Genomic DNA, 25,326 nt, shown 5'->3' on the forward strand with positions numbered 1-25,326 from the left:
CCGGCGGCTTTACACTTGAACTAAGCAGTGGACGCCTGTAAACAGGTCTTCAACCAACCCTGACAAGATGGAGCCTGTCGCAATGCCGAGCCTGGATTTTCTCATTACTTCATTGATCGTCGTGCTGATTCCCGGCAGCGGCGTGATCCTGACCCTCTCCACTGCCCTGGTGGCCGGCAAGCGCGCCAGCCTCTATACAGCGCTGGGCTGCACGGCGGGGATTATCCCGCACCTGCTGGCCTCGATCCTTGGCCTGTCGGCCATCCTGCACACCAGCGCCCTGGCCTTCCAGGGCCTGAAGTTCGCGGGTGTCGCCTACCTGTTGTACCTGGCCTACGCCACCTGGCGCGACCGCTCGGCCTTTGCAGTCGACCGTAACACCGCCGTCGGCAGCGCTGGCAGCCTGATCCTGCGGGCCTGCCTGTTGAACATCCTCAACCCGAAACTGACGATTTTCTTCCTCGCCTTCCTGCCACAGTTCATCCGTGCCGAGGGGGGCTCGGTGACCGGGCAGATGCTCAGCCTGAGCGCGGTGTTCATGCTCATGACCTTCGTGGTGTTTGTGTTGTACGGTCTGCTGGCCAACCTGTTTCGCCGCGCGGTGATTGAATCGCCGCGGGTGCAGAACTGGCTGCGCCGCAGTTTTGCTGCCTCTTTTGCCGGCCTGGGCCTGAACCTGGCGTTCACTCAGCGCTGAGGAGCGCCTGCGATGAACCGCTGTGACGTACTGATTATCGGCGCCGGCCCCACCGGGTTGGTGCTGGCGCTGTGGCTGAGCAAGCTGGGCATCAAGGTACGGATCATCGACAAGACCGCCGCCCCCGGCACCACTTCCCGGGCCTTGGCGGTACAGGCCCGGACCCTGGAGCTGTATCGCCAGCTGGACCTGACCGAGGCGATCATCGAGCAGGGGCACCAGGTGCCGGCGGCCAACCTGTGGGTCAAGGGCGAAGCCGCCGCACGCTTGCCGTTCAGTGCCATTGGCGCCGACCTTACGCCCTACCCGTTCCTGCACATCTACCCGCAGGACCAGCATGAACGGCTGCTGATCGAACGCTTGCAGCGCTTTGCGGTGGAAGTCGAACGGCAAACCGAACTGCTCGGTTTCAGCCAGGACAGCGACGGCGTCACTGCCCGGCTACGCAATGCCGAGGGTGAGGAGCACGTTTGCCACGCCGACTACCTGGCCGGTTGCGACGGTGCCCGCTCGACGGTGCGCAAGGTGCTGGGCATCGGCTTTCCCGGCGGCACCTACCAGCAAGTATTTTATGTTGCCGACGTCGACGGCGCGGGGCCGGCCTTCAATGGCGAGCTGCATGTGGACCTGGACGAGGCAGATTTTCTCGCCGTGTTCCCACTGGCTGGCAATGGCCGCGCGCGGCTGATCGGCACGGTGCGCGACGAGCGCGCCGAACACCCACGGGACCTGCGCTTCGAAGACGTCAGCAAGCGGGCCATGGAGCACCTGAAGGTCGAGATTCATCAGGTCAACTGGTTCTCCACCTACCGCGTGCACCACCGGGTGGCCGAGCAGTTTGGCCGCGAGCGCGCCTTCCTGCTCGGTGACGCGGCCCACGTGCACAGTCCGGCCGGTGGCCAGGGCATGAACACCGGTATCGGCGATGCCATCAACCTGGCCTGGAAGCTGGCAGCCGTGTTGCAAGGCACCGCCAACGACGCCCTGCTCGGCACCTATGAAATCGAGCGCAGCGCCTTCGCCCGGCGGCTGGTGTCGACCACCGACCAGGTGTTCAACTTCATCACCGCCGACGGCCGCCTGGCCGCCCTGCTGCGTACGCGCCTGGCGCCGTTGCTGCTGCCGCGGGTGGCGGCGTTCAAGGCGGCGCGGGCATTTTTGTTCCGTACGGTGTCGCAGATCACCCTGAACTATCGCGACATGCCCTTGAGCGTCGGCAGCGCCGGTCAGGTGCATGGCGGCGAACGCATGCCCTGGGTCAGCGACGGCAGGCACGACAACTTTGCCGGGCTGGCGCGGATGTGCTGGCAGGTACAGGTGTATGGCGCCGCCAACGGCAGCCTGGTGGCCTGGTGCAGCGAGCGCGGCATGCCGCTGGAGGTGTTCGAGTGGCGCGAGGCTCATGAAGTGGCCGGGTTGCAGCAAGAAGGCGTGTACCTGATACGTCCGGACAGCTATGTGGCACTGGCCCAGGTCGGTGCCGGGCCAGAGGTGCTGGAAGATTACTTCGCCGCGCGCGGGTTGCGCGGATACTAGTGGTGATGTGCGAGAATGCGCGCTTGTCTCGCGTCTCTACCTGCTAAGGAATGGCACCATTAGAATCTTCACGTTTTTGCTCCTGGCCTCGACCCTGACCCTGGCCAGTTGCGGCACCTTTCTCGCCCGTGGCATCAGTGGCTACAACAACCACGATTACTACAAAGGCACCCAGACCAACGTCGAGCTACTGACCTCGCACAATCAGACCGGCTACGACGCCTACGCCACTGTGCTCTGCTGGGTAACCGTCGTCTGCCCGGTGGTTGCCATTGTCACCTTGCCGGTGGACATGGCGGTCGACACCGTCCTGCTGCCCCATGATGCGATGAACTGACATGCCGCAACTCGACTACCGCCACGTGGCGTTTCTGAACATCTACATCAATGATCTCAGCATCTATATCGGCGCGCCCCTGATGGCGCTGACGGTGTTCGACTGGATGCCGAAGAGCATTACCGCGACCTGCATTCTGGTGATTCTCGGCCTGTGCTTGCTGAGCTTCCCGCTGGCGATGCTGGTGCGCTGCCCGCTGTGCAACGCGGCGATGCTGCACCTGTACAAGGACGAGGCCGGGACCGCGCTGTCACGCCGGGTCGGCTTTAGCGAAGTGCACAAGCTGAAGAAGGTGCGTTGCCTGAAGTGCGATGGGCTGCTGAAGATTCGCGATTGATCGCAGGGCCTCATCGCGGGTCAAGCCCGCTCCCACAATGGATCTGCGTACGCCGGACCTGTGGGAGCGGGCTTGACCCGCGATGAGGCCAGTACAGCCAGCACATCAGGTTTTGTCTGCATTGCGACCGCTGCGCGCGTGATCACGCCACCTCAGCCCGGGCAAAACGGTAAGTCGTCACCACGCACAACAGCAACCCTGCCAGGGCCAGCGCGCCCCCGACAAAACCGATGTTGCCCAGGCCCATGTGCACGCTGACCAGGCTGCCGATCAAGGCCCCGGCGCCAATGCCGATGTTGTAGATGCCGGAGAACATGGCCATGGCCACGTCGGTGGCGTCCGAGGCGAGGATCAGTACTTTAGACTGCAACGCCAGGCTGAAGCACATGATCGCAACACCCCAGAACACGCTCAAGGTGCCCAGCAGGCTGAAATCGCCAGACAACGGCAACAACAGCAGCAGACAGGTCGCCAGCATGGCGATCGCACCGAGCAGAAAGCCCTGCGGGAAGCGCTCGCTGTAGTGGCTGAACAGCACCGACCCAAACACCCCGGCGCCGCCGAACAGCAACAGCAGCACGGTGGTCAGTTCTGCGCCGATCTGCGCCACATTCAACGCGAACGGCTCGATGTAGCTGTAAGCGGTGAACTGCGCGGCAATCACCAGCGCCACCAGCACATACACGGTGACCAGCGCCGGGCGCTTGAACAGCACCGGCACGCTGCGCAGCGAGCCGGAGTTCTGGCTGGGCAGCAACGGCAAGGATTTGACCAGGCACAGCAAGGTCGCCAGCGCCACCCCGGCAATCGCCAGGAAGGTGGTGCGCCAGCCCAGCGCCTCGCCGACCACCCGCCCCAGTGGAATCCCCATGACCATCGCCAGGGTGGTGCCGGTGGCCAGCAAGCCCAGGGCCTTGGCCTGTTGCCCCGGCGGCGCCACACGCACTGCCAGCGAAGCGGTAATGGCCCAGAACACCGCATGGGCCAGGGCGATGCCGATACGGCTGACCAGCAGCATGGCAAAGCTCTGCGCCACCCCCGAGAGCAAGTGGCTGAGGATGAACAGGGCAAAGACGATGATCAGCAACGTGCGCCGCTCGATGTTGCGCGTCAGCAGCATCATCGGCAGCGAGGCCAGGGCCACCACCCAGGCGTAGATGGTCAGCATCAGCCCGACCTGGGCGGTGGACATCTCGAAGCTGCGGCCGATGTCGCTGAGCAGCGCCACCGGGACGAATTCGGTGGTGTTGAAAATGAAGGCCGCCAGGGCCAGGGCGATGACACTCAGCCAACTGCCGGTTCGCGCATCCACGGATGTATTCATGAGTAAAGCCTTGCTCCGAGTCGTTTGCGGTTGCCGGGAACGAAAACGCGCCCAGCGCCAGACACTCATGCCGGTCGGGCCTGAGTGAAGCGTGTGCGCTGAGGAAAGATTTGTAAGTATGCGGGGTATCGCTTGCTGGCAAGGATAGTACGTCAGCACCGAGGCTGTCACAACCGCGCAGGCCTGGAGTACCATGGCCCGATTCGTTCATGGAAGACTCCGTATGACTTCAACGCCCGCCGCGCTGGCCAACATCCTCGACAACGCCAGCCTGATCGCCGCTATCGACCAGGGGCTTGCGCCGCAGTACCTGTACTTCTGGGGCCACCGGCAAAAAGTCGAGGGCAAGCCGGACAAAAGCTGCTTCAGCCAGTGGTTCGAGGCCGGGTTCAAGGAACAGCGCCTGCACTACCCCAGCGCCGAGCACTACATGATGGCCGGCAAGGCGCGGCTGTTCGACGACCAGGCCACCCTGGAGAAAATCCTCGCCGCGCGCACGCCCGCTGAGGCCAAGAAGCTCGGCCGTGAAGTTGCCGGGTACGACGAGGCAGCCTGGGTTGCCGAGCGTTCGGCGATCGTCGAGCAGGCCAACCTGCTCAAGTTCGAACAGCACCCGGGGCTGCGCACGTTTCTGCTGTCCACCGACGGCCAGGTGCTGGTCGAGGCCAGCCCCGTGGACCGCATCTGGGGCATCGGCCTGGACGCCAAGGCGCCGCAAGCGACTGACCCACGCCAGTGGCAAGGCCTGAACCTGCTCGGCTATGCGCTGATGCGCGTGCGCGAGCGCCTGGCCGGCTGAGGTCCCAGCGCAGGATTTTTCTGCGCTGCTACACTTTATTCGCGCAGATGGAGGATTCCCTCATGTCCGATAAAGAGATCACCACCGCCCTTAACCTGATCAACCAGCGCCAGGCCCGGCTCGCTTCGGCGTGCAAGGAGATTGCCGACTGGATCGACCGCCAGGGTGATGTGCCTGTGGCCGGCAAGATCCGCGACACCCTCAAGGCCGTCGAAGCCGACGATCAGCTGGTCAGAAAAACCCTCACCTCGCTGAGCGTTGAACGCCCACTGCCCCGTTTCCGCTAGCCCGCAGTGGCTAGTGGCGGGCAGCAGGCGCGTCATCCTTTCAAGACCCAGGGTCGCCTGTGCCCGGCGCGGCTCCCGTCTTCGATTTCCCGCAGGTTCGGGCAGATACCGGTGATTAGCCGTCAATGAATATCCTTTACGACGAACGCGTCGATGGTGCCCTGCCCGCAGTCGACAAACCGGCGCTGCTGCAGGCCTTGCAGGCACAACTGCCCGACCTCGATATCCTCCACGCCGAGGAAGACCTCAAGCCCTACGAATGCGATGGCCTCTCGGCCTACCGCTGCACGCCGATGCTGGTGGTACTGCCGCATACCCTCGCGCAGGTCCAGGGCGTCCTCAAACTGTGTTTCGAGCGCAAGGTGCCGGTGGTCGCGCGCGGTGCCGGCACCGGCCTGTCGGGCGGCGCCTTGCCGCTGGCAAAAGGCGTGCTGCTGGTGATGGCGCGCTTCAACAAGATCCTCGCCATCGACCCGGCCGCCCGTACCGCGCGGGTGCAGCCCGGGGTGCGCAACCTGGCGATTTCCCAGGCCGCCGCGCCCTTTGGCCTGTACTACGCGCCCGACCCGTCGTCACAGATTGCCTGCTCGATCGGCGGCAACGTCGCCGAGAATGCCGGTGGCGTGCATTGCCTGAAGTACGGCCTGACCGTGCACAACCTGCTCAAGGTCGAGATCCTCACCGTCGAAGGCGAATGCCTGACCCTCGGCGCCGACAGCCTCGACGCCCCCGGGTTTGACCTGCTGGCGCTGTTCACCGGCTCCGAAGGCATGCTCGGGATCATCACCGAAGTGACGGTCAAGCTGCTGCCCAAGCCGCAGGTGGCCAAGGTACTGCTGGCAGCCTTCGACTCGGTGGCCAAGGCCGGCCGTGCGGTTGGCGACATCATCGCCGCCGGGATCATTCCCGGTGGCCTGGAGATGATGGACAACCTGGCCATCCGCGCCGCCGAAGACTTCATTCACGCCGGCTACCCGGTGGCGGCCGAAGCGATTTTGCTGTGCGAACTCGATGGCGTCGAAGCCGATGTGCACGACGACTGCGACCGCGTGCGTACCCTGCTGGAGCAGGCCGGCGCCACCGAGGTGCGCCAGGCCCGTGACGAAGTGGAGCGGGTGAAATTCTGGGCCGGGCGCAAGAACGCCTTCCCGGCGGTGGGGCGGATTTCGGCCGATTACTACTGCATGGACGGTACCATCCCGCGCCGCGAGCTGCCCCATGTACTGCAGTGCATCGCTGCGCTTGCGCACAAGTACGACCTGCGGGTGGCCAACGTCTTTCATGTCGGCGACGGCAACATGCACCCGCTGATCCTGTTCGACGCCAACCAGCCGGGCGAGCTGGAGCGGGCCGAAGCCTTTGGCGGGGAGATCCTCGAACTGTGCGTGAGCGTCGGCGGCAGCATCACCGGCGAACATGGCGTGGGCCGCGAGAAGATCAACCAGATGTGCGCGCAGTTCAGCAGCGACGAGCTGACCCTGTTCCATGCGGTCAAGGCGGCCTTCGACCCCCATGGCCTGCTCAACCCCGGCAAGAACATCCCCACCCTGCACCGCTGCGCCGAGTTCGGCGCTCTGCACGTGCACGCCGGCCAGTTGCCCTTCCCCGACCTGGAGCGGTTCTGATGCCGGCCCACAACAACGATGCCAGCCAGGCACTGCTGGAGCAGGTCAACCAGGCCCGCGCCACAGGCACGCCGTTGCAGATCCGTGGCGGCGCCAGCAAGGCCTTTCTCGGCCGCCCGGTTGCAGGCGTTACGCTCGATACCCGCGACCACCGCGGCATCGTCAACTACGACCCGACCGAGCTGGTGATCACCGCCCGCGCCGGTACGCCCCTGGGTGAGCTGTCGGCGGCGCTGGAAGCCGCCGGGCAGATGCTGGCATGCGAGCCGCCGCACAGCGACGACGGTGCCACCCTCGGCGGCATGGTCGCCGCCGGGTTGTCCGGGCCACGCCGGCCGTGGGCGGGCTCGGTGCGCGATTATGTGCTCGGTACCCGGGTGATCAGCGGCCTGGGCGTGCACCTGCGCTTTGGCGGCGAGGTGATGAAGAACGTCGCCGGTTACGACCTGTCGCGCTTGATGGCCGGCAGTTTCGGCTGCCTGGGGCTGATCACCGAAGTGTCGCTGAAAGTGCTGCCCAAACCGCGCTGCGAAGCGCACATCGCCCTGCACCTCGACCCGCAACAGGCCCTGCTGAAACTGGCACAATGGGGCCAGCAACCGATCCCGATCAGCGCCGCCTGCCATGACGGCACGGTGTTGCGCCTGCGCCTCGAGGGCGGCGAAGGCTCGGTCAAGGCCGCCCGCGAGCGGCTTGGCGGCGAGCACTTCCAGGCCAGCTGGTGGCAGGACCTGAACAACCGCCGCCTGGCTTTTTTCGCCGACCCGCGCCCGCTGTGGCGTTTGTCGCTACCCAACAACAGCCCGGCGCTGGAGCTGCCTGGCGCGCAACTGCTGGACTGGGCCGGTGCCCAGCGCTGGCTCAAATCCGAGGCCCGGGCCGAGACCATTCGCGCCGCTGTCAGCCGCCTGGGCGGCCATGCCACTTGCTACAGCGCCAGCGACAGCCCGTTCCAGCCACTGCCTGGCGCCTTGCTGCGCTACCACCAGCAACTCAAACAGCGCCTCGACCCGCAAGGGATCTTCAACCCCGGGCGGATGTACGCACAGGTCTGAACCATGCAAACCACTTTGAGCGATGCCGCCAAACGCCTGGCCCGTGCCGAAGAAGCCGAGAGCATCCTGCGCACCTGCGTGCACTGCGGCTTCTGCAATGCCACCTGCCCGACCTATCAATTGCTGGGCGACGAGCTCGATGGCCCGCGCGGGCGGATCTACCTGATCAAGCAGGTGCTGGAAGGCCACCCCGCCAGCGCCAAGACCCAACTGCACCTGGACCGTTGCCTGTCGTGCCGCAACTGCGAAACCACCTGCCCGTCCGGGGTCGATTACCACAACCTGCTGGATATCGGCCGCGCCGTGGTCGATCAGGCCGTGCCTCGCCCGCCCCTGCAACGCGCCTTGCGCCGCGGGCTGCGCAGCTTGGCCAGCCACCCGCAGGCCTTCAAGCGCCTGGTGCAGCTGGGGCGCAGCATCGAGAGCCTGCTGCCGGCGCCGCTCAAGGCCAAGCTGCCGCGCTCGGTGCCCCCCGCGCAACTCCGTCCACAGCCCCGCCATGCCCGGCGCGTACTGCTGCTCGAAGGCTGCGTGCAGCCGAGCCTGTCGCCCAACACCAACGCCGCCACCGCACGGGTGCTCGATCGCCTGGGCATCAGCGTCACCCCGGCGCCGCTAGCCGGCTGCTGCGGTGCTGTCGACTATCACCTGGATGCACAAGCCAGCGGCCTTGAGCGCGCCCGCCGCAACATCGATGCCTGGTGGCCGGCGATCGAGGCCGGTGCCGAAGCCATCGTGCAGACGGCCAGCGGCTGCGGGGCCTTCGTCAAGGAGTACGCCACGCTGTTGCAGGGCGATGCGCAGTACGCCGGCAAAGCCCGGCGGGTCAGCGAACTGGCCAGGGACCTGGTCGAGGTCATCGGCGCCGAACCCCTGGAGCCGTTGGCCTGCCACAGCGGTCTGGTGCTGGCGGTGCACTGCCCGTGCACCTTGCAGCATGCGCAGAAGCTTGGCGGCAGCGTCGAGGCCCTGCTCTCACGCCTGGGCTTTACCCTCAGCAACGTGCCCGACGGCCACCTGTGCTGCGGCTCGGCCGGCACCTATTCGCTGACCCAGCCGGCGTTGGCCAGGCAACTGCGCGACAACAGGCTCGATGCCCTGGAAAGCGGCCAGCCGGACCTGATCGTCACCGCCAATATCGGCTGCCAGACCCACCTCGACGGCGCCGGACGCACGCCGGTGCGGCACTGGATCGAGCTGCTGGACGAGGCGCTAGCGAAGTCGCCAACCCTGGCATAAGCTCAATCGGGCAGCCCCTTTCGACAACCCGAGGACTCGTCATGCGTCAGCTTCTACTGGTCTCATTGCTCGTCGTAAGCCCCGCCGTTCTGGCCAAGACCGAATGCAGCACCGCCGACAAGGTGCAATGGCAGGACCAGAACAACTTCCAGGAAGAACTGAAAAAACAGGGCTATGAGATCAAGAAATTCAAGGTCACCGACGGCAACTGCTACGAGATCTATGGCAAGAACAAAGAAGGCAAGAAGGTCGAGATCTACTTCGATCCGGTGACCGGCAAAAAAGTGAAAGAAGAGATCGACTGAGGTGAGCGGCGATAACCTGCGCCTTTGGGACCCGGTGGTGCGCGTGTGCCACTGGTCGTTGGTGCTGGTGTTTATCGGCGGTTATTTTTTCACCGAAGAAGGCGATGGCTGGCACCGCTGGCTGGGCTATTACGGCCTGGCGATCGTGCTGCTGCGTAGCGTATGGGGCTTTGTCGGCAGCCCGGCGGCGCGCTGGGCGGACTTCTGGCCGACGCCAACGCGATTGAAGTGGCATCTGCAGGCGTTGTACCGCGGCGCAAACTACCACCGCCTCGGGCATTCGCCGTTGGGCGCCCTGGTGATGGTACTGATGTTGCTGCTGATGGCCGGCCTTGGAGTCAGCGGCTTCATGATGGAAGAGATCTATTACTTCTGGGGTGAAGACGGCCTGCGGGATATCCATGAGTTGATGGCCGACACCCTGCTGGCGCTGGTGTGCCTGCACATTGCCGCGGCGCTGTTCGAGAGCTGGCGGCTGAAGGAGAACCTGCCGCTGTCGATGCTCACCGGCCGGCGGCGCCAGCGTTGAAACGGGGCAACGCAGCCGCTGCTGCGTTGCCCCGGCACGGGTATCAGAAGCGGTAGTTGGTGCTCAGCTCCAGGGTCCGAGGCGCCCCTGGGGTGATCAGGTCCACCGAGCCGTGGGCCGAGGCGTAGTAGTCGCGGTCAAAAACGTTACGCAGGCGCAAGGCCATGTCCCACTTCGGCTGGTTGTACAGCAGTGCAGCGTCCACGGTGGTGTAGGACGGCATCACCACGACGTTGTCCAGCGCGGTGTAACGCTCATCCACATAGTTGGCGCCCATGCCCACACGCCAGTGCTCGGTCAACGAGCGAACCAGCCACAGGTTGGCGCTGGTGCGCGGGGTCAGGGTCGGGGTCTGGCCTTCGTTGGCCACGCCATTGGTGCGGTTGGTGGACTTGATGATTTCGGCATCGAGGAAGGCAAAGCCGCCATAGACTTGCCACTTGTCCGTCAGTTGCCCGCTCACGGTCGCTTCGAAACCGTCGGTACGCTGCTCACCGGCCAGCACCAACTGCGCCGGGTTGGCCGGGTTGGTGGTTTTCATGTTGGTACGTTCCAGGCGGAACAAGGCCGCGGTCACCGCCAGGCGGCTGTCGAGCAAGTCCCACTTGGCGCCGATTTCGTAGTTGGTGGTCTCTTCCGGTTCCAGGCCCTGGTTGCCGGCACTGAGGGCGAAGACCTCCGACGACGGCTGGTAGGAGCGGCTGACCGACACGTAGTAGGACTGGATCGCGTCCGGCTGGTAGACCAGGCCGATGCGCGGGCTCCAGGTGGTGTCGGTGCGCGACAGCTCGGTGCCGCTCAGGTCGTCGGCGTACTCCTGGTCAAACACGTCGTAACGCACCCCGAGCAGGGCCTTCCACTGCGGCGCCAGCTCAATCAGGTCCTGTACGTAGAAACCTGCGATGTCCTGGGTGGTGGTGCCCTTGGCGGTCTGGCGGTTGGCCTGGAACGGCACATCGACCAGGCCGTCACGGAACACCGGCACCTGGGCCACGTTATTCTGGCTGAACACGCTCTGGTCCTTGACCTGCCGGCCGAGCTCCACACCGTACAACAGGTTGTGGTTCATGCCGGCCAGCAGCGCCTGCTGCTTGAGCTCGGTCTGGTTGAACCAGCCGTCTTCGCTGCGTTGCACGTTGCCGCGGTTGAGCTTGACCAGCAGTTCACCATTGGCGGCGGTGACGAAGCGGGTCGGACTGGAGTCCGCCAAGGTGTTGTTGCGGTCCAGGTCGTAGTGGTAGTAACGGCTGGTATTGCTCAAGGTGAAGTTGTCATTGATCCGGTAGTCGACACCGGCGCTGAAGGAAAACACCTCGCTGCGGGCGTAATCGTCATCCGGGTCGGCGGCGCCGAAGCGCTTGTCGCGGTCGACATCGACCGGGCGGTTGCCCAAGGCCGGAATGCCGAAGTCGATCAGGCGCTTGTCGTACAGGTAGGTCGCGCCCAGGTTCAGTTCCAGGTCATCGGACAGCTTGAAATAGGCCGAGGGTGCCAGGGCCTTGCGGTCGATGTAGCCATCGTCACGGAAGGTGTCGCTGTCTTCCAGGGCGCCGGTCAGACGAAAGGCCTTATCACCCTGCTGCTGGTCGGCCCAGCCGGTATCGAACTGGGTACGGCGCTTGCCCTCGCTGTCGAAGCTGACGCCCACTTCCTGCACCGGGCTGAAGGTGGGTTTCTTGCTCACGCTGTTGATCAGGCCGCCGGAGGAGCCGCGGCCATAGAGCACGGCCGCCGGGCCCTTGACCACCTCGACCCGCTCGACATTGGACAGATCGCGGTAATACAGGGCGTCGTCACGCATGCCATCGACATACATGTCGCCAATGGCACTGAAACCGCGAATCGTCACCTGGTCGCGCTGGCCGTCGCCGTTGGACAAGCCAATCCCCGGCACGTTCTTGAGCACGTCCTCCATCGATTGCGCGCCCTGATCCTTGATCACGCTCGCTGGCACGACGTTGACGGTTTGCGGGATGTCACGCAGCGGCGCGTCGATTTTCAGAGCACTCCGGCTTTCGCTGGCCTTGTAGCTCTGTTCTTCATAGTTGCTGTTGACCGAGGTTGCCGGAATAGCTAGGGGTTCGGCGTGCAGCGCTGGAGCGACCAGCACGCTGAGCACGGAGAGAGAGGCCGGGTGAATGCGCGAAAGAGCCACCATGCGTTCCTTTTTTTGTAAGGATTGTAAAGAAGCGCAAATGGTAACGATTTGTAATTGAGAACTAAATACTATTACGTTTTAAATATTTTGACGCCACGCACAAAAAAGCCAGGCTGCCGTCCTTGACTGCAGCCTGGCTTGTTGTCGACCGCGTGGCGGCGATCAATGCATGTGCTGGTGGCCCGACATGGCTTCAGCATTCAGCGCCCGCACCGGCGCCTTGACTTCAATGGTCTGCTTGACGCCCTTGGCATCCTCGACCACCAGGGTCAGCGGTACCTGCTCGCCTTCCTTGAGCTGCTGGTTCAGTTGCATGAGCATCACGTGATAGCCGTTGGGGTCCAGGGTCACCGCCTTGCCGGCCGGCAGCGCGACGCTGTCGACCTCGCCCATCTTCATCACGTCGTTGTCCATGGTCATCTGGTGCACCTGCACGATCTTGGCCACCGGCGAGGCCACGCTGATCAGCTTGCTGTCGGTGCTGGCGGTGAGGGTCATGAAGGCACCGCTGGACTGCTGGTGCGCCACGGTGGCGCGTGCCCAGGCGTCGCTGACGGTGGTTTGCGCCACGGCCGGCAAGGCCAGGCCAATCAGGGCCAACGCGGCCAGGGAACGTTTGACAGGGTTGCGAAGCATTAACACACCTCCATGACAGTGAGCAGGTCTTCTGCGCACTCTTTTGCATTGAGCGAATGGGACAGCCCCAGGCGCAACTGGCCACGGGAATCGAAGACGTAGCTGGTCGAGGTGTGCGAGATGGTATAGGTATCGCCGGCTGGCACCTTCTCATAGAACACACCGAACTCCCGGGCTGCCGCCGCGGTTTCTTCGAGGGTGCCGGACAGCGCCACGAACGACGGATCGAAGGCCTTGACGTAGGCGTCGAGCACTTCGGGGGTATCGCGCTCGGGGTCGAGGCTGATGAACACCACCTGCAAGAAGCCTGCGTCACGGCCCATCAGCTTCTTGATCTGCGCTGCGCGCGCCAGGGTGGTCGGGCACACCGCCGGGCACTGGGTGAACCCGAAGAACACCATCGGCATCGAACCCCAGAAACTCGACAGGGTACGGACGTTGCCTTGGGTATCCTTGAGCTTGAACGAACGGCCGAGGATCTTGTTGCTCATGTCCTTGCCGTATTTGAAGTCCAGCGCGCCACCGGAACGGGGGTCGCAACCTGCAAGGGCGCCGAGGCCCAGCAGGCTGATCCCGGCAACAACCTGGCGCCGGGTCAGTAAATCAGTCATGTAACCATCCTTTTGGGAAGGTGCCAGCCCCTGGATAGAGGGCATGTCGAGAAACCTTCGCATTTTGTCATGGCGGTGGACGCAGGTTCCAGCGCGCAGCGCCCCGTACGTCTGTATCCCAGTATTTACGGGGTGCGGCCTGTTGTCGCAGGCAGTGGCAAGAACACTCGGCAACGCCTGCCAGGTGGCGATCGCCGTGTTACTGGCAACGCTGGGCAGCTAGACACTGACAAACTCGAACTGGAGGTATCGCACCCCTTCGGGCGTTTCAATGGTTTGCACCTGTGCCCCCGCCGGCAGAACCTTTGGCCAGAAGCGCAGGCCGGCGAGGTTATCCGCCAAGACCGATAGCTCCCATCGGCCGCTGTGCAACGCGAACAACGCCTGCGCGGCGGCATGGCCAACCCCCGCCAAGCGATAGTCACTGGCGACATAGAACTCGGCCAATTCGTACTCCGTGAGCTCTTGCTGCTGGCGAACCAGGGCGAACCCTGCGATGTCGCCCTCAACCAGCAGCAGGTAGGCAAAACGCCGTGGCTCCTGCCAGTAGAGCGGTAAATAAGGGTATTCCCCTTCAACTCCGAGTTCGCGCAAATACCCCGGAAGCATCGCCTCAAAGTGGGCTTTTTCACTCTCAAGTGCGGGCTTTATCTGAACCTTCATGCTGCTAATTTCCTACATCAGTCACAAAACGGTACACATCCTGCTTACTGCGAGGCGACGCATCCTATGATGCGCCTTTCGTAACGACACATAAGGAAAAGTGCCGTGTTCAAACCGTTAGCAGTCGCTGTAAGCCTGGGTTGCGCAATGTTGTCGTCAGGCGCCAGCGCCTATGAGTATGGGGAGTTTGCCGGGCAGACCCTGGACCGTCTGATCAACGACTACCCCGGGCGTTACCGTGGTACCGCCAGTTTCGAAGGTGCTACCGCACTGATGCAATCGCAACTGGGCTTCGGCTACCAGACCCGCCGCCAGGACTTCACCTGGGCCGGCAACCGCAGCTCGCAGAACGTCATCGCTTCGGCCCCGGGCCAGAACAGCACTTACGTGGTGCTCGGCGCCCACTACGACACCTATTTCGGCCGCCCCACCCTGCAAGGCCTGGACGACAATGCCTCGGGCGCCGCGGTGCTCACCGAAATCGCCCGCAACCTCGGCGGCGTGGCCCTGGAGAACGGCCTGGAAGTGGTCGGTTTTGGTGCCGAGGAAGAAGGCCTGCGCGGTTCGCGTGCCTATGTCGCGTCATTGAGCGACAGCCAGCGCGCCAACCTGCTGGGCATGATCAACCTCGACAGCCTGATCACCGGCGACAAGATGTACGCCCACGCCGCCAGCAACAGCGTCGCCAACCCGGCCCTGGGTGCCTACCGCGACCAGTTGCTGCGCATCGCCCAGGAGATGAACATCCCGCTGTTCACCAACCCTGGCCTCAACCCCGAGTACCCGGCCGGCACCGGCTGCTGCAGCGACGGCGAAAGCTTCAAGGGCCTCAACGTACCGGTGCTGTTCATCGAGGCGACCAACTGGGAGCTGGGTGAGCTGGACGGCTACGAGCAGACCGGCAACCCGGCGATCCCCGGCGGCTCGACCTGGCACGACCCGGCCGAGGACAACCAGCAGGTGCTGACCCATGCTTTCGGCCAGGAGCGCATTGACCAGCGCCTGCGCGACTTCTCGCGGCTGCTGACCCGCCTGGTGCTGGAACTGACCAACGCCGACCTGCTCGCCTCCACGGCTTCCGGCGGGGCCATGGCGCGGCAGATGGAAGACCAGCTGCAACGCCAGCACCAGGCCCTGACCCGCCTGCATGACCGCCGATGGCTGAGCCTGCTGGATGCGTCACGGGCGGTCGGCAGTGTTGACGGTGAAGTGGGTGTCGAAGGCGAAGTCTCGCCCGACAGCGGCTTCGATGCGCCGGGCAACCCGGAGTCGAAACGGGCGGGGGTCTATGGCGTCGCTGACTACCGCCTCAACGAAGCCCTGACCGTCGGTGCCAGCCTGAGCTTTCAGCGCAGCCGCGATTCGCTCGAGCATGGCGGACGCATCGAAGGCGATGCCTGGCAAGCCGGGCTGTTCGCCCTGCTCAACGACGGCGGCCCGCAATGGCTGGCCGGCGAGCTGAGCGCCGGGCACACCCGCTTCGATAGCAAGCGTTCGGTGTACATCCAGGCCAACAATGGCCCGGTGTTGCTCGACCAGCGCCTGAGCGGCGACACCTCGGCGTGGTTCTGGGGCGCACGGCTGGACGGCGGCTACGACTTCAGCTTCGGCGCCTTGAAAACCGGCCCGGTCGCCGGCCTGGACTACATGCATTACCGCATCGACGACTTCAGCGAAGACGACAACCTGCGCACCGCCCTGGGCTACGAGCAGCAGAACTACGACGCCCTCGAAGCCAGCCTCGGCTGGCGCCTGCATGGCAGCGTCGGCCTGGGCGCGAACATGGCCCTGCAACCCTACGCCAGCGTGCGCTGGGTGCGCGAACTGGCCGATGGCCGCCTGGATGAAATCGACCTGACCAGCCATGCCGACGGCCGCGTGCGGGTGGCCGACATGGGCAGCGTCGACAAGGACTTTGGCCGTGCGCAATTGGGTGCGCAGTTGATGTTCACCGAGCAGTTGGGCGTGTTTGCCGAAGTGAACAGCCGCTTTGCCCATAGCGAGGGTAATCAGGCCGGCTACTCGCTGGGCGTGCAATGGCAGTTTTAACCCTTTAGGAGCGGGCTTGCCCCGCGGTAGCGGTCTGTCAGTCACATCGCAACCGCGGGGCAAGCCCGCCTCCACAACAAAAGGATATAAAAATAACAAAACAATCTAACAATTTGGAATAAACAAATTGAAGGGCCTGCGCGGGCTCCTTATATTTTCGGGCATGCCTTGCCCTTGAATCCCAGGAGTCCGCCCATGTCGCACACGCCCCATTCCCCCCTGCGCCGCCTGCTCGCCGGCGGCCTGTTTGCCACCTTTGCCGCGCTGCTACTGCCCGGCTCGCTGGCCCATGCCGAACCGAGCAAGACCCTGCGCATCGGCTACCAGAAGTTCAACAGCATCAACATTCTCAAAGGCAGCGGCGCCCTGGAAAAAGCCCTGGCACCGCAAGGGGTGAGCGTCAGCTGGTACGAATTTGCCGCCGGCCCACAACTGCTCGAAGCCTTGAGCACCGGCGCCATCGACCTTGGCCACGCCGCCGACGCGCCCTCGGTGTTCGCCCAGGCCGCCGGCAAACCGGTGGTCTACCTGGCCGCCGAACAGCCCTACCCCAAAGGCATCGGCCTGGTGGTGCGCGAGCAGGACAAGATCGCCAGCGTCGCCGCCCTCAAGGGCCAGCGCGTGGCCACCGGCCGCGGCTGGAACGCCCAGTACCTGCTGGCCGTGGCCCTGCAGGACGCCGGCCTGAGCTACAAGGACATCACCCCGGCCTACGTCAACAACGCCGCCGACGCCGTGGCCGCACTGCAGTCGGGTAGCGTCCAGGCCGTGACCCTGTGGGACCCCTTCCTCGCCGCCGCGGAAAAACAACCGGGCCTGAAGAACCTGCGTGACGGCAGCGGGCTGTCCAACAACCGCACCTTCTACCTGTCGTCGGCGGCCTTTGCCGACAACAACCGCGCACTGCTGAAAACCTTCTTCAGCGAGCTGGCCAAGGTCAGCAGCTGGGCCAACCAGCAGCCCGACGAAGTCGCCGCCCTGCTGGCGCCGCAACTGGGTATCGGCGCCGACGTGCTGCAGGTGGCCAGCGAGCGGCGCAACTACAACGCCGTGGCCATCGACGCGCAGATCACCGCCGAGCAGCAGAAGCTTGCCGACACCTTCCAGGGCCTGGGCCTGATCCCCAAGCCGCTGAAGGTGGCCGACGCGGTCTACCCGGTGTCGGTCCTGCCCTGAGTACAGCCCATGTCCAAGACCATCCGCTTCAACGCCTTCAGCATGAACGCCGCCACCCACCAGTCCCCCGGGCTGTGGCGCCATCCGCGCAACACCAGCGTCGATTTCAATCGCCTGGACTACTGGACCGACCTTGCCCGCCTGCTCGAACGCGGGCTGTTCGATGCGCTGTTCATCGCCGATGTGCTGGGCATCTATGACGTGTACCAGGGCAGCGCCGACGGTGCCCTGCGCGGCGGCGTGCAGGTGCCGGTCAACGACCCGCTGCTGATCGTCCCGGCCATGGCCGGGGTCACCGAGCACCTGGGTTTTGGCGTGACCTTTTCACTGAGCTACGAGCACCCCTATCCCTTCGCCCGGCGCATGTCCACGCTCGATCACCTGAGCGCCGGCCGGGTGGGCTGGAACATCGTCACCGGCTACCTCGACAGCGCCGCGCGCAACCTCGGCCTGGCCCGGCAACTGGGCCACGACGAGCGCTATGAGCTGGCCGAAGAATACCTGCAGGTGCTGTACAAGCTCTGGGAAAAAAGCTGGGACGACGATGCGCTGGTGCAGGATCGCGCCAGCGGCCAGTTCCTCGACCCGGCCCGGGTGCACCCGATCAACCACCAGGGCGAGCACTTCCAGGTGCCCGGCATTCACCTCAGCCAGCCCTCGCCGCAGCGCACGCCGGTACTGTTCCAGGCCGGCGCTTCGCCACGGGGCCTGCGCTTTGCCGCCGATCATGCCGAATGCGTATTCATCAGCGCCCCCACGCAAACGGCGCTGCGCGGCTACGTCGAGGCGATTCGCAAGGCCAGCCGTGAAGCCGGGCGGCCTGAACAGGACGTGCTGATCTACGCCCAGGCCCTGTTGATTGTTGGCGAAGATCGCCAGGCTGCCGAAGCCAAACTGCAGGAGTACCGCCAGTACGTGGACGTCGAGGCGGCGCTGACCCTGCTGTCGGGCTGGACCGGCATCGATTTCGCAGGCGTCGACCCCGATTCGTTGATCGAGTACATCGACAACGACGCCGGCCGCACCGCCCTGGCGGTGTTCACCAAGGCCGACCCGAAGCGGCGCTGGACCGTGCGCGAAGCCGCCGAGTTCGTCAGCCTCGGCGGCCGCGGCCCGGTCTTGCTCGGCTCGCCCGCGCACATTGCCGACCAGTTGGAAGACTGGCTCGACAGCACCGGTATCGACGGTTTCAACCTCACCTATGCAGTGGTACCGGACGACCTGCAAGCGGTGGTCGAGCAGGTGGTGCCCGAGCTGCAGCGCCGTGGCCGCTACCGCACCGCGTATGAGGACGGCACCTTGCGCCACAAGCTGTTTGGCCGCGGTGACCGCTTGGCGCCTGAGCACAAAGGCCGGCTCGTCCGGATTTGATGCCAGGCACTATGCTCTGAACAGTCGCCCAGCCGCTGGAGCCTGTTCATGAGCCGTCGCCTTGTTCTGTGCCTGCTGCTGACCCTCAGCACCTGGGCCGGTGCCGCTGAACGCTGGCATCTGGCCCAGGACGAAGACGGTATCAAGGTCTACCTCAGCGAGGTGCCAGGTTCGCAATACCAGCAGTTTCGCGGCGTTGCCCTGATCAAAGCCAGCGTGCGCACCCTGAGCGACTTGCAGGAAAACCTGCGGGTCGCCTGCAAATGGCTGTATGGCTGCGCTGACATGCGCCTGCTCAAGGTCGAGGGCGACCGCACCTGGGTCTACCTGACCACCGCCCTGCCCTGGCCGGCCAGCACCCGCGACATGGTGATCCTGGTGCACAGCGAGCGCCGCGACGACGGTAGCCTGGTGCGTCACCTCAAGGCGGTGCCCGGCATGGTCAAGCATGTGCCGGGGCAGATCCGCGTGCGCCAGCTCAAGGGGCTCTGGACCCTGGTGCCCAAAGGCGAACACCTCACCGAAGTGACCTATGAACTGCAGGCCGATCCGGCCGGGGACATCCCCTCGTGGCTGGCCAACCAGTTCGTCCTCGATGCGCCGACCATCACCTTGCGCACCTTGCGTGCAGTGGCCGAGCGCCAGGGCGGCGCAACGCCCTGAGCAGGCCTGCAGGGGGCGCACCAGGCCCTGCGCGGACAGGACCGGGGAGATTTTGCGGGTTGTTTGCGGGCCTCATCGCGGGTCAAGCCTGCTCCCACAGGTTTTGTAGGAGCGGGCTTGACCTGTGATCAGATGCTTCAGGACAGGGCTTTTTTCGCCGCCCGCACGTGCAACACCGCGCCCATCAAGGCCACGACAATCGCCGCCGCACCGGTGGAGAACACCAGCACCTGGTAGTCCGGCACAAACGCCATGGTCACCAGGCAGCCGATGATGAACACGATCACCAGGTAGGTCAGCCACGGGAACAGCCACATTTTCAGGCGGATCGGCTTGCCTTCGGCTTCCAGCTTGCGGCGCATCTTCAGTTGCGAGAAGGCGATCACCAGGTACACCAGCAAGGCAATCATGCCGGTGGTGTTCATCAGCACATCGAGCACGTCTTTCGGGCGCAGGGTTTCGCTGAAGTTGATCAGCGCCACGAACACCGCCACCGAGCAGGAACCGATGATCGAGAACACCGGCACGCCGGTACCGGCACGGGTGATCTTGAAGAACGACGGCGCATCGCCACGGGTCGACAGCGAGAACAGCATGCGCGACGCGGTGTAGTGCGCGGAGATCAGGCAGCTGCTCACCGAGGTCAGGACCACGAAGTTCATCACCAACTCGGCACCCGGGATGCCCAGCAGCTCCAGGGTCCGGCGGTACGAGCCATAGCCCGAGGTGCCCATCAGCGGGTCATTCCACGGCACCAGGGCGACGATCAGGAAGATCGAGCCGACGTAAAACAGGCACACCCGCCAGACCACCGAGTTGGTCGCCTTGACGATCTGCTCGGACGGGTTCTTCGACTCGGCGGCAGCGATGGTGACGATTTCCGCGCCGAGGAAGGCGAACATCACCCCGAGCATGGCGACGACCACCGTCTCAATGCCATTGGGCATGAAACCTTGCGCGGTGAGGTTGCTCAGGCCATGGACCTCGCCTGTGGGCCAGAGGTTGACCACCGCCAACCCGCACACCACAAGGAAACAGATGATCGCCACGACCTTTATCAAGGCGAACCAGAACTCGAACTCGCCGTAGTGCTTGACGTTGAAGAAGTTGACGCTGATCAGCACCAGGGTGGTGGCCAGGACGAAGACGTTGACGCTGACCGAGGGGAACCAGCCGTGCAGGATCTTGCCGGCGACGTAGGCTTCCCAGGCCATCAAAATGACCCAGAACCACCAGTACAACCAGCCGATGGTGAAACCCGCCCAGCGGCCGATGGCGCGCTCGGCATAGGTGGAGAACGAGCCGGTGTCGGGCGACGAAGTCGCCATTTCACCGAGCATGCGCATGATCAGCACCACTAGGATGCCGCCAGCCAGGTAGGCCAGAATGGCCGCGGGGCCGGCGCTGTGAATCACACTGCCGGAGCCGACGAACAATGCGCCGCCGATGACCCCGGCGATCGACATCATGGTCAGGTGGCGAGACTTGAGCGAAGCGCTGAGCTTGCTCTCGTGCTCCACCTTCGCAGTGGAAGTGGAAGTGGATGTTGCGTCCATCAGTAGCTACCTCGTGTTCTTTTTATGCAAGGAAACTCGTGGGACCGCCTGCTACAGCGGTCTCACCCATTCAAACGTGTGAAAGTGCGGGCAGCCGACATCGCCCGGCCCAGTTGACCGGGTCGGCGACGGTGCTCACGGGGCCAGCGGAGTGCCTCTGGTCGGATTGAACGGTGCAATGGCGCGATGGCGGATCAGTGCCATCTGTGCGCAAGGAGCGGTTGGGCGGCGCCCAAGGGTGAAAGCATCAGTGTCATTGTGATTATTCATACTGCTTCAACGTGCTTTAGCTAGCGATAACAGACCCCTAATGTAAAAATGTCCGACACATAGAGCCATGCACAGCGCGATGAAAAATCCACTGCACTGTACAGGCCGCCGATGCAGTACACCGCGATTTCCTGCAGGCGCCCGGCGTTACGCACACCTGAAGGCACAGCTTCCCCATGCTTGAATTACGAGCCGACGCATCGCCCCCGCTGGTCAACCAGATCATCAACGGGCTGCGTGAGTTGATCGAGAACCAGACCCTCAAACCCGGCGCCAAGGTACCGTCGATCCGCGCCTTCGCCGCCACCTACTCGGTCAGCACCTTCACCGTGGTCGAGGCCTACGACCGCCTGGTCGCCCAGGGTTTGCTGGTCAGCCGTGGCAATGCCGGGTTCTTTGTCAACCGTGCGGCCGTGGGGCTGATCGAAAACCAGACCAAGGAACCGGCGCCGGGCAAGCCGGAATTCAACTCCGAGTGGTACCTGCAGCAGATCTTCGAAAGCCGTCAGCTTGAGTTCAAGCCCGGTTGCGGCTGGTTGCCCAACGACTGGATGTTCGAAGACGGCCTGCGCCGGGGCATGCGCCAGGTCGCCAGCAGCGTGCTGGAACTGAGCGGTTACGGCGACCCCATGGGCCTGCTGGAGCTGCGCACCCTGACCGCGCAGAACCTGCAGCAGGACCTGCGCATCGTCGCCAACCCCAACCAGCTGATGCTCACCCACGGCGCCAGCCAGGCCCTGGACCTGGCCGTGCGTACCCTGGTGCGCCCCGGCGACGTGGTGCTGGTGGACGACCCCGGCTACCCCAACCTGATGAGCATCCTGCGCTTTCAGGGCGCCACCTTGCTGGGCGTGCCGCGCACCCCGAATGGCTACGACCTCGACCACCTGGAGCGCCTGCTCGAACACCACCGCCCGACGGTGTTCTTCACCCAGCCGCACCTGCACAGCCCGACCGCCTCGCGCACGCCGCTGGCGCAACTGCACCGCCTGCTGCAACTGGCGGCGCGCCACGGCTTTCGCCTGGTGGAGAACAACCTCTACGCCGACATGATCAACGAGCCGCTGCCGTGCCTGACCAGCCTCGATCATTTGCAGCAGGTGGTGTACGTCGGCAGCTACTCGAAGAGCATCTCGCCGAACGTGCGGGTCGGCTTCATGCTGGCCAACCCGGCATTGATGCAGCAACTGCTGCAACTGAAAATGCGCTCCGGCCTGACCACCTCGCAGGTGATGGAACGGGTGGTGTACGCCGCCATCACCGACGGACGCTGGCGCAAGCACCTCAAGCGCCTGCGCCAGCGCCTGGCCGAGGCGCAGCAGCAGGTCAGCGAACACCTCACCCGGCTGGGTTTCGAGCGTTTTATCGAAGGCGACGAAGGCATGTACCTGTGGACCCGCCACCCGGCCATCGCCGACAGCGCGGCGCTGGTCGATGACGCGCTGGCGCAAGGCATCATGCTCGGCCCAGGGCAGTTGTTCATGGTCGACTCACAGGCGACCGGGTGGATGCGCTTCAACGTCGCGTTCAGTACCGAGGCGGCGTTGTGGGAGAAGCTGGAGAAGTTGCTGGTCAAGCATGGGCGGCGGGGGCAATAGCGCCTGCGACCGCTTTGCGCTCGATCGCTGGCAAGTCCAGCTCCCACCAGTACGCCAGCGCCCTCACGGTTGACGAATGACCTGTGGGAGCTGGGCCAGTACAGCCAGCACATTCGGCGCCGCCTGAGTTACGACCGCTGCGCGCTCGATCGCTGGCAAGTCCAGCTCCCACAAGTACGACGGCGCCCTCACGGTTGACGAATGACCTGTGGGAGCTGGGCCAGTTCAGCCAGCACATTCGGCGCCGCCTGAATTACGACCGCTGCGCGCTCGATCGCTGGCAAGTCCAGCTCCCACAAGTACGACGGCGCCCTCTCGGTTGATGCATGACCTGTGGGAGCTGGCTTGCCAGCGATGAGGCCAGTACAGCCAGCGCATTCAGCGTTGCCTGAATCCCGCTCCCACAACTTCCAAGATTGGCATACGACCTGTGGGAGCGGGCTTGACCCGCGATGAGGCCGGTACAGCCAGCCAAAATCCCGACCTATGCAACCACCCTCACCGCCGCCGATAACTCTTTTTGCCACTGGGCGTCAGGCAATAAACCCCACCCCGCGGCCCGGTACAAAACAACCCGGAGCCACAACCACAGCCCTCGCTCGCCCCGCGCAGCGGCTGCAGCGAAGGCCGCGCGGCGCTGCCGCCCATGTACGCGGTACAGCTCTTCTTCGAACCACTGATCGACCCGTCATTGCACAAAAACAGGTCGCCATCACAGCCGGCAATCCCACCCTTGCGCCCGGAGCACGGCGTATTGGCCGCCAACGCTGTGGACGCCGCCAACACCAGTACCAGGGCCAATCCCAACCGCCCGGAAATAGAACGCGCCACAGCACCGCCTCCGCAGAAAGTGGCCGAATGCTATCAGTCTTGCCTTGGCGCAGCAAAGCACCGGCGACGGGTGCCCTGCACCTTCGCCGAGGGCGTAATGAGTAACGTTCTTGACCAAGCCTGTCGTTAACTCCCCAACCAGTTGATCTGCATCAACATTTAACCGGTTAACCAGAACGTTCATCCCTACCCTGCCCGCTGAAGGCTGAGAATGTCTCCAGGATTCACAGTGGAGAGCCAAGTTGAAGCGCATCAAGATAGCGTTGTGGTCGTTGTTCATAGGGTTAACCGTGCTATGGGCGCTGGCAGATACCTTCCTGCCGACCCCACTGAGCTATTTCTCGCTGCGTACTGTACTGGTGCAATACACCGGCGTGATCGCGATAGCGGCCATGAGCGTGGCAATAATGCTCGCCGTGCGCCCGCGCCGTCCGGAGCCCCTGCTTGGCGGGCTGGACAAGATGTATCGCCTGCACAAATGGCTCGGCATCAGCGCCCTGGTGTTCGGTAGCGTGCACTGGGTCTGGGCCAAGGGCACCAAGTGGGCCGTCGGCTGGGGCTGGCTGACCAAGCCGGCCAAGGGCGGCGGTGTGGCGCCAGAACTGGGCGCAATCGAGCAGGCGCTGCGCAGCCAGCGCGGCCTGGCCGAAACCCTTGGGGAATGGACGTTCTACGTCATCGGGGTGCTGATCATACTGGCCCTGATCAAGCGTTTCCCGTACCACTGGTTTGCCAAGACCCACACTGTTCTGGCGGCACTCTATCTGGTGCTGGTGTTCCACACCGTGGTGCTGCTCAAGTTCGAGTACTGGCTGCAACCTATCGGCATCGTTACCGCCCTGCTGCTGATCGGCGGCACGCTGGCGGCGTTGCAGGCGTTGTTCAAGCGCATCGGCAAGCAGCGCAAGGTCCAGGGCCAAATCCGGACCCTGATCCACTACCCAGAGGCGAACCTGCTGGAAACCCATATCGCCCTGCAAGGGGGCTGGCCCGGGCACCAGGCCGGACAGTTCGCCTTCGTGACCTCATCGGAGTCCGAGGGGCCGCACCCTTACACCATCGCCTCTGCCTGGGAACCGCAGGCCGCGCAGCTGCGCTTTATCACCAAAGGGCTGGGCGATCACACCCGCCGACTGCCAACGCGCCTGAAAGAAGGCGACCGAGTGACGATAGAAGGCCCTTACGGTTGCTTCACCTTCGAAGACCAAAAGCCGCGGCAGATCTGGATCGGTGCCGGCATTGGCATCACGCCCTTTGTGGCCCGGTTAAAGCAGCTGGCGCTGGAGCCTGACCGGCAACACCGTATTGACCTGTTCCATCCCTGCAGCGTGTATTCGCCCGACGTCATTGATAACTTGCGGGCCGACGTGGCGGCTGCGGGCGTGCGCTTGCATCTATTGGTGTCTGGCCAGGATGGCCGGCTGAGCGGCGAACGCCTGCGCAAGGAAATTGCCGATTGGCAGGAAGCGAGTATCTGGTACTGCGGGCCAGCGGACCTGGGGCAGTCCCTGCGCGAAGACCTGGTGGCCCATGGGCTGAAGCCGAACGACTTCCATCAAGAGCTGTTCCAGATGCGCTGACGATCAGAGCAAGTGGCGCGCCAGCAGCCCGGGCTGCTGCCGCCACCAGCATCGCCACCCCGGACAGGGTCAACACCACCCGGCGGAAGGTCAC

General features: G+C 64.2%; 24 protein-coding genes. 17 read left to right on the top strand and 7 right to left on the bottom strand.

The window, feature by feature from the left end:
* Window positions 1-82 precede the first annotated feature (82 nt).
* The 4 genes from BV82_RS17210 (at window position 83) to BV82_RS17225 (ending at window position 2,907) form a co-directional block, all read left to right on the top strand.
* Window positions 83-697, top strand: coding sequence for a LysE family translocator (locus tag BV82_RS17210; RefSeq protein WP_036996220.1), 615 nt, complete (start codon window positions 83-85; stop codon window positions 695-697).
* Window positions 698-709: 12 nt separating this feature from the next.
* Complete coding sequence (locus BV82_RS17215) at window positions 710-2,233, top strand: FAD-dependent oxidoreductase (protein ID WP_036996221.1); 1,524 nt, start codon at window positions 710-712, stop codon at window positions 2,231-2,233.
* Between the two features lie 76 nt (window positions 2,234-2,309).
* Entirely contained in the window at window positions 2,310-2,570 is a 261-nt protein-coding gene (locus BV82_RS17220; protein WP_010222363.1) for a YceK/YidQ family lipoprotein, read from the top strand.
* A gap of 1 nt (window position 2,571) precedes the next feature.
* Entirely contained in the window at window positions 2,572-2,907 is a 336-nt protein-coding gene (locus tag BV82_RS17225) for a hypothetical protein (protein ID WP_010222364.1), read from the top strand.
* 142 nt (window positions 2,908-3,049) lie between these two features.
* Here the strand turns inward: BV82_RS17225 and BV82_RS17230 are convergent, their stop codons facing one another.
* Window positions 3,050-4,231, bottom strand: a complete 1,182-nt coding sequence (locus BV82_RS17230) for a sugar transporter (RefSeq protein ID WP_036996227.1) — start codon at window positions 4,229-4,231, stop codon at window positions 3,050-3,052.
* Window positions 4,232-4,454: 223 nt separating this feature from the next.
* On the opposite strand from BV82_RS17230, the gene BV82_RS17235 reads away from it, so the two are divergent.
* The 7 genes from BV82_RS17235 (at window position 4,455) to BV82_RS17265 (ending at window position 10,070) form a co-directional block, all read left to right on the top strand.
* Complete coding sequence (locus tag BV82_RS17235; RefSeq protein WP_036996228.1) at window positions 4,455-5,030, top strand: NADAR family protein; 576 nt, start codon at window positions 4,455-4,457, stop codon at window positions 5,028-5,030.
* A 62-nt stretch (window positions 5,031-5,092) separates the two neighbouring features.
* Window positions 5,093-5,317: a hypothetical protein gene (locus tag BV82_RS17240; protein WP_010222367.1), complete on the top strand. Its 225-nt coding sequence runs from the start codon at window positions 5,093-5,095 to the stop codon at window positions 5,315-5,317.
* A gap of 125 nt (window positions 5,318-5,442) precedes the next feature.
* Window positions 5,443-6,942 carry a glycolate oxidase subunit GlcD gene (gene glcD, locus BV82_RS17245; protein ID WP_036996229.1) on the top strand — a complete coding sequence of 500 codons (1,500 nt, stop codon included), beginning with the start codon at window positions 5,443-5,445 and terminating at the stop codon, window positions 6,940-6,942.
* Entirely contained in the window at window positions 6,942-7,997 is a 1,056-nt protein-coding gene (gene glcE / locus BV82_RS17250; protein ID WP_036996230.1) for a glycolate oxidase subunit GlcE, read from the top strand. The genes glcD and glcE overlap by 1 nt, the downstream gene beginning before the upstream one ends.
* A gap of 3 nt (window positions 7,998-8,000) precedes the next feature.
* A complete protein-coding gene (gene glcF / locus BV82_RS17255; protein ID WP_036996231.1) occupies window positions 8,001-9,236 on the top strand; it encodes a glycolate oxidase subunit GlcF in 1,236 nt (411 codons plus the stop codon).
* Between the two features lie 41 nt (window positions 9,237-9,277).
* On the top strand, window positions 9,278-9,541 hold the full coding sequence (locus tag BV82_RS17260; protein ID WP_036996232.1) for a PepSY domain-containing protein: 264 nt from the start codon (window positions 9,278-9,280) through the stop codon (window positions 9,539-9,541).
* Window position 9,542: 1 nt separating this feature from the next.
* Entirely contained in the window at window positions 9,543-10,070 is a 528-nt protein-coding gene (locus BV82_RS17265) for a cytochrome b/b6 domain-containing protein (RefSeq protein ID WP_036996234.1), read from the top strand.
* A 43-nt stretch (window positions 10,071-10,113) separates the two neighbouring features.
* Here BV82_RS17265 and BV82_RS17270 read toward each other — a convergent pair whose 3' ends face one another.
* The 4 genes from BV82_RS17270 to BV82_RS17285 form a co-directional block, all read right to left on the bottom strand.
* A complete protein-coding gene (locus tag BV82_RS17270) occupies window positions 10,114-12,228 on the bottom strand; it encodes a TonB-dependent receptor (protein WP_036996235.1) in 2,115 nt (704 codons plus the stop codon).
* 162 nt (window positions 12,229-12,390) lie between these two features.
* Window positions 12,391-12,864: a copper chaperone PCu(A)C gene (locus BV82_RS17275; RefSeq protein WP_036996236.1), complete on the bottom strand. Its 474-nt coding sequence runs from the start codon at window positions 12,862-12,864 to the stop codon at window positions 12,391-12,393.
* Entirely contained in the window at window positions 12,864-13,475 is a 612-nt protein-coding gene (locus tag BV82_RS17280) for an SCO family protein (protein ID WP_036996237.1), read from the bottom strand. The genes BV82_RS17275 and BV82_RS17280 overlap by 1 nt, the downstream gene beginning before the upstream one ends.
* Before the next feature lie 219 nt (window positions 13,476-13,694).
* Window positions 13,695-14,138, bottom strand: a complete 444-nt coding sequence (locus BV82_RS17285; protein ID WP_036996239.1) for a GNAT family N-acetyltransferase — start codon at window positions 14,136-14,138, stop codon at window positions 13,695-13,697.
* 105 nt (window positions 14,139-14,243) lie between these two features.
* On the opposite strand from BV82_RS17285, the gene BV82_RS17290 reads away from it, so the two are divergent.
* From BV82_RS17290 to BV82_RS17305, 4 genes are all read left to right on the top strand, one after another.
* Entirely contained in the window at window positions 14,244-16,187 is a 1,944-nt protein-coding gene (locus BV82_RS17290) for an autotransporter outer membrane beta-barrel domain-containing protein (RefSeq protein ID WP_036996240.1), read from the top strand.
* A gap of 195 nt (window positions 16,188-16,382) precedes the next feature.
* Complete coding sequence (locus BV82_RS17295; RefSeq protein ID WP_036996241.1) at window positions 16,383-17,363, top strand: aliphatic sulfonate ABC transporter substrate-binding protein; 981 nt, start codon at window positions 16,383-16,385, stop codon at window positions 17,361-17,363.
* 9 nt (window positions 17,364-17,372) lie between these two features.
* On the top strand, window positions 17,373-18,734 hold the full coding sequence (locus BV82_RS17300) for an LLM class flavin-dependent oxidoreductase (protein WP_036996242.1): 1,362 nt from the start codon (window positions 17,373-17,375) through the stop codon (window positions 18,732-18,734).
* A 48-nt stretch (window positions 18,735-18,782) separates the two neighbouring features.
* A complete protein-coding gene (locus BV82_RS17305) occupies window positions 18,783-19,397 on the top strand; it encodes an START domain-containing protein (protein WP_036996244.1) in 615 nt (204 codons plus the stop codon).
* 137 nt (window positions 19,398-19,534) lie between these two features.
* Here the strand turns inward: BV82_RS17305 and BV82_RS17310 are convergent, their stop codons facing one another.
* Window positions 19,535-20,953, bottom strand: coding sequence for an amino acid permease (locus BV82_RS17310; protein WP_026001269.1), 1,419 nt, complete (start codon window positions 20,951-20,953; stop codon window positions 19,535-19,537).
* Between the two features lie 446 nt (window positions 20,954-21,399).
* Here BV82_RS17310 and BV82_RS17315 point away from each other — a divergent pair, with 446 nt between their 5' ends.
* The gene (locus tag BV82_RS17315) at window positions 21,400-22,821 is read left to right on the top strand and encodes an aminotransferase-like domain-containing protein (RefSeq protein ID WP_036996245.1); all 1,422 of its coding nucleotides are present in this window, start codon (window positions 21,400-21,402) and stop codon (window positions 22,819-22,821) included.
* Window positions 22,822-23,319: 498 nt separating this feature from the next.
* Here the strand turns inward: BV82_RS17315 and BV82_RS17320 are convergent, their stop codons facing one another.
* Window positions 23,320-23,652: a YdcA family protein gene (locus tag BV82_RS17320; RefSeq protein WP_162835464.1), complete on the bottom strand. Its 333-nt coding sequence runs from the start codon at window positions 23,650-23,652 to the stop codon at window positions 23,320-23,322.
* 242 nt (window positions 23,653-23,894) lie between these two features.
* On the opposite strand from BV82_RS17320, the gene BV82_RS17325 reads away from it, so the two are divergent.
* On the top strand, window positions 23,895-25,232 hold the full coding sequence (locus tag BV82_RS17325; RefSeq protein WP_010222389.1) for a ferredoxin reductase family protein: 1,338 nt from the start codon (window positions 23,895-23,897) through the stop codon (window positions 25,230-25,232).
* Window positions 25,233-25,326 lie beyond the last annotated feature (94 nt).

This window comes from Pseudomonas donghuensis, assembly GCF_000696345.2.
Classification (GTDB): domain Bacteria; phylum Pseudomonadota; class Gammaproteobacteria; order Pseudomonadales; family Pseudomonadaceae; genus Aquipseudomonas; species Aquipseudomonas donghuensis.

Excerpts from the sequence above, each read along its gene's own strand:
- BV82_RS17310 (WP_026001269.1), bottom strand. The coding sequence starts at position 20,953 with ATGGACGCAACATCCACTTCCACTTCCACTGCGAAGGTGGAGCACGAG.
- BV82_RS17275 (WP_036996236.1), bottom strand. The coding sequence starts at position 12,864 with ATGCTTCGCAACCCTGTCAAACGTTCCCTGGCCGCGTTGGCCCTGATT.
- BV82_RS17285 (WP_036996239.1), bottom strand. The coding sequence starts at position 14,138 with ATGAAGGTTCAGATAAAGCCCGCACTTGAGAGTGAAAAAGCCCACTTT.
- BV82_RS17270 (WP_036996235.1), bottom strand. The coding sequence starts at position 12,228 with ATGGTGGCTCTTTCGCGCATTCACCCGGCCTCTCTCTCCGTGCTCAGC.
- glcD (WP_036996229.1), top strand. The coding sequence starts at position 5,443 with ATGAATATCCTTTACGACGAACGCGTCGATGGTGCCCTGCCCGCAGTC.
- BV82_RS17225 (WP_010222364.1), top strand. The coding sequence starts at position 2,572 with ATGCCGCAACTCGACTACCGCCACGTGGCGTTTCTGAACATCTACATC.
- BV82_RS17300 (WP_036996242.1), top strand. The coding sequence starts at position 17,373 with ATGTCCAAGACCATCCGCTTCAACGCCTTCAGCATGAACGCCGCCACC.
- BV82_RS17235 (WP_036996228.1), top strand. The coding sequence starts at position 4,455 with ATGACTTCAACGCCCGCCGCGCTGGCCAACATCCTCGACAACGCCAGC.
- BV82_RS17210 (WP_036996220.1), top strand. The coding sequence starts at position 83 with ATGCCGAGCCTGGATTTTCTCATTACTTCATTGATCGTCGTGCTGATT.
- glcF (WP_036996231.1), top strand. The coding sequence starts at position 8,001 with ATGCAAACCACTTTGAGCGATGCCGCCAAACGCCTGGCCCGTGCCGAA.
- BV82_RS17295 (WP_036996241.1), top strand. The coding sequence starts at position 16,383 with ATGTCGCACACGCCCCATTCCCCCCTGCGCCGCCTGCTCGCCGGCGGC.
- BV82_RS17280 (WP_036996237.1), bottom strand. The coding sequence starts at position 13,475 with ATGACTGATTTACTGACCCGGCGCCAGGTTGTTGCCGGGATCAGCCTG.
- BV82_RS17215 (WP_036996221.1), top strand. The coding sequence starts at position 710 with ATGAACCGCTGTGACGTACTGATTATCGGCGCCGGCCCCACCGGGTTG.
- glcE (WP_036996230.1), top strand. The coding sequence starts at position 6,942 with ATGCCGGCCCACAACAACGATGCCAGCCAGGCACTGCTGGAGCAGGTC.
- BV82_RS17260 (WP_036996232.1), top strand. The coding sequence starts at position 9,278 with ATGCGTCAGCTTCTACTGGTCTCATTGCTCGTCGTAAGCCCCGCCGTT.
- BV82_RS17305 (WP_036996244.1), top strand. The coding sequence starts at position 18,783 with ATGAGCCGTCGCCTTGTTCTGTGCCTGCTGCTGACCCTCAGCACCTGG.
- BV82_RS17315 (WP_036996245.1), top strand. The coding sequence starts at position 21,400 with ATGCTTGAATTACGAGCCGACGCATCGCCCCCGCTGGTCAACCAGATC.
- BV82_RS17230 (WP_036996227.1), bottom strand. The coding sequence starts at position 4,231 with ATGAATACATCCGTGGATGCGCGAACCGGCAGTTGGCTGAGTGTCATC.
- BV82_RS17240 (WP_010222367.1), top strand. The coding sequence starts at position 5,093 with ATGTCCGATAAAGAGATCACCACCGCCCTTAACCTGATCAACCAGCGC.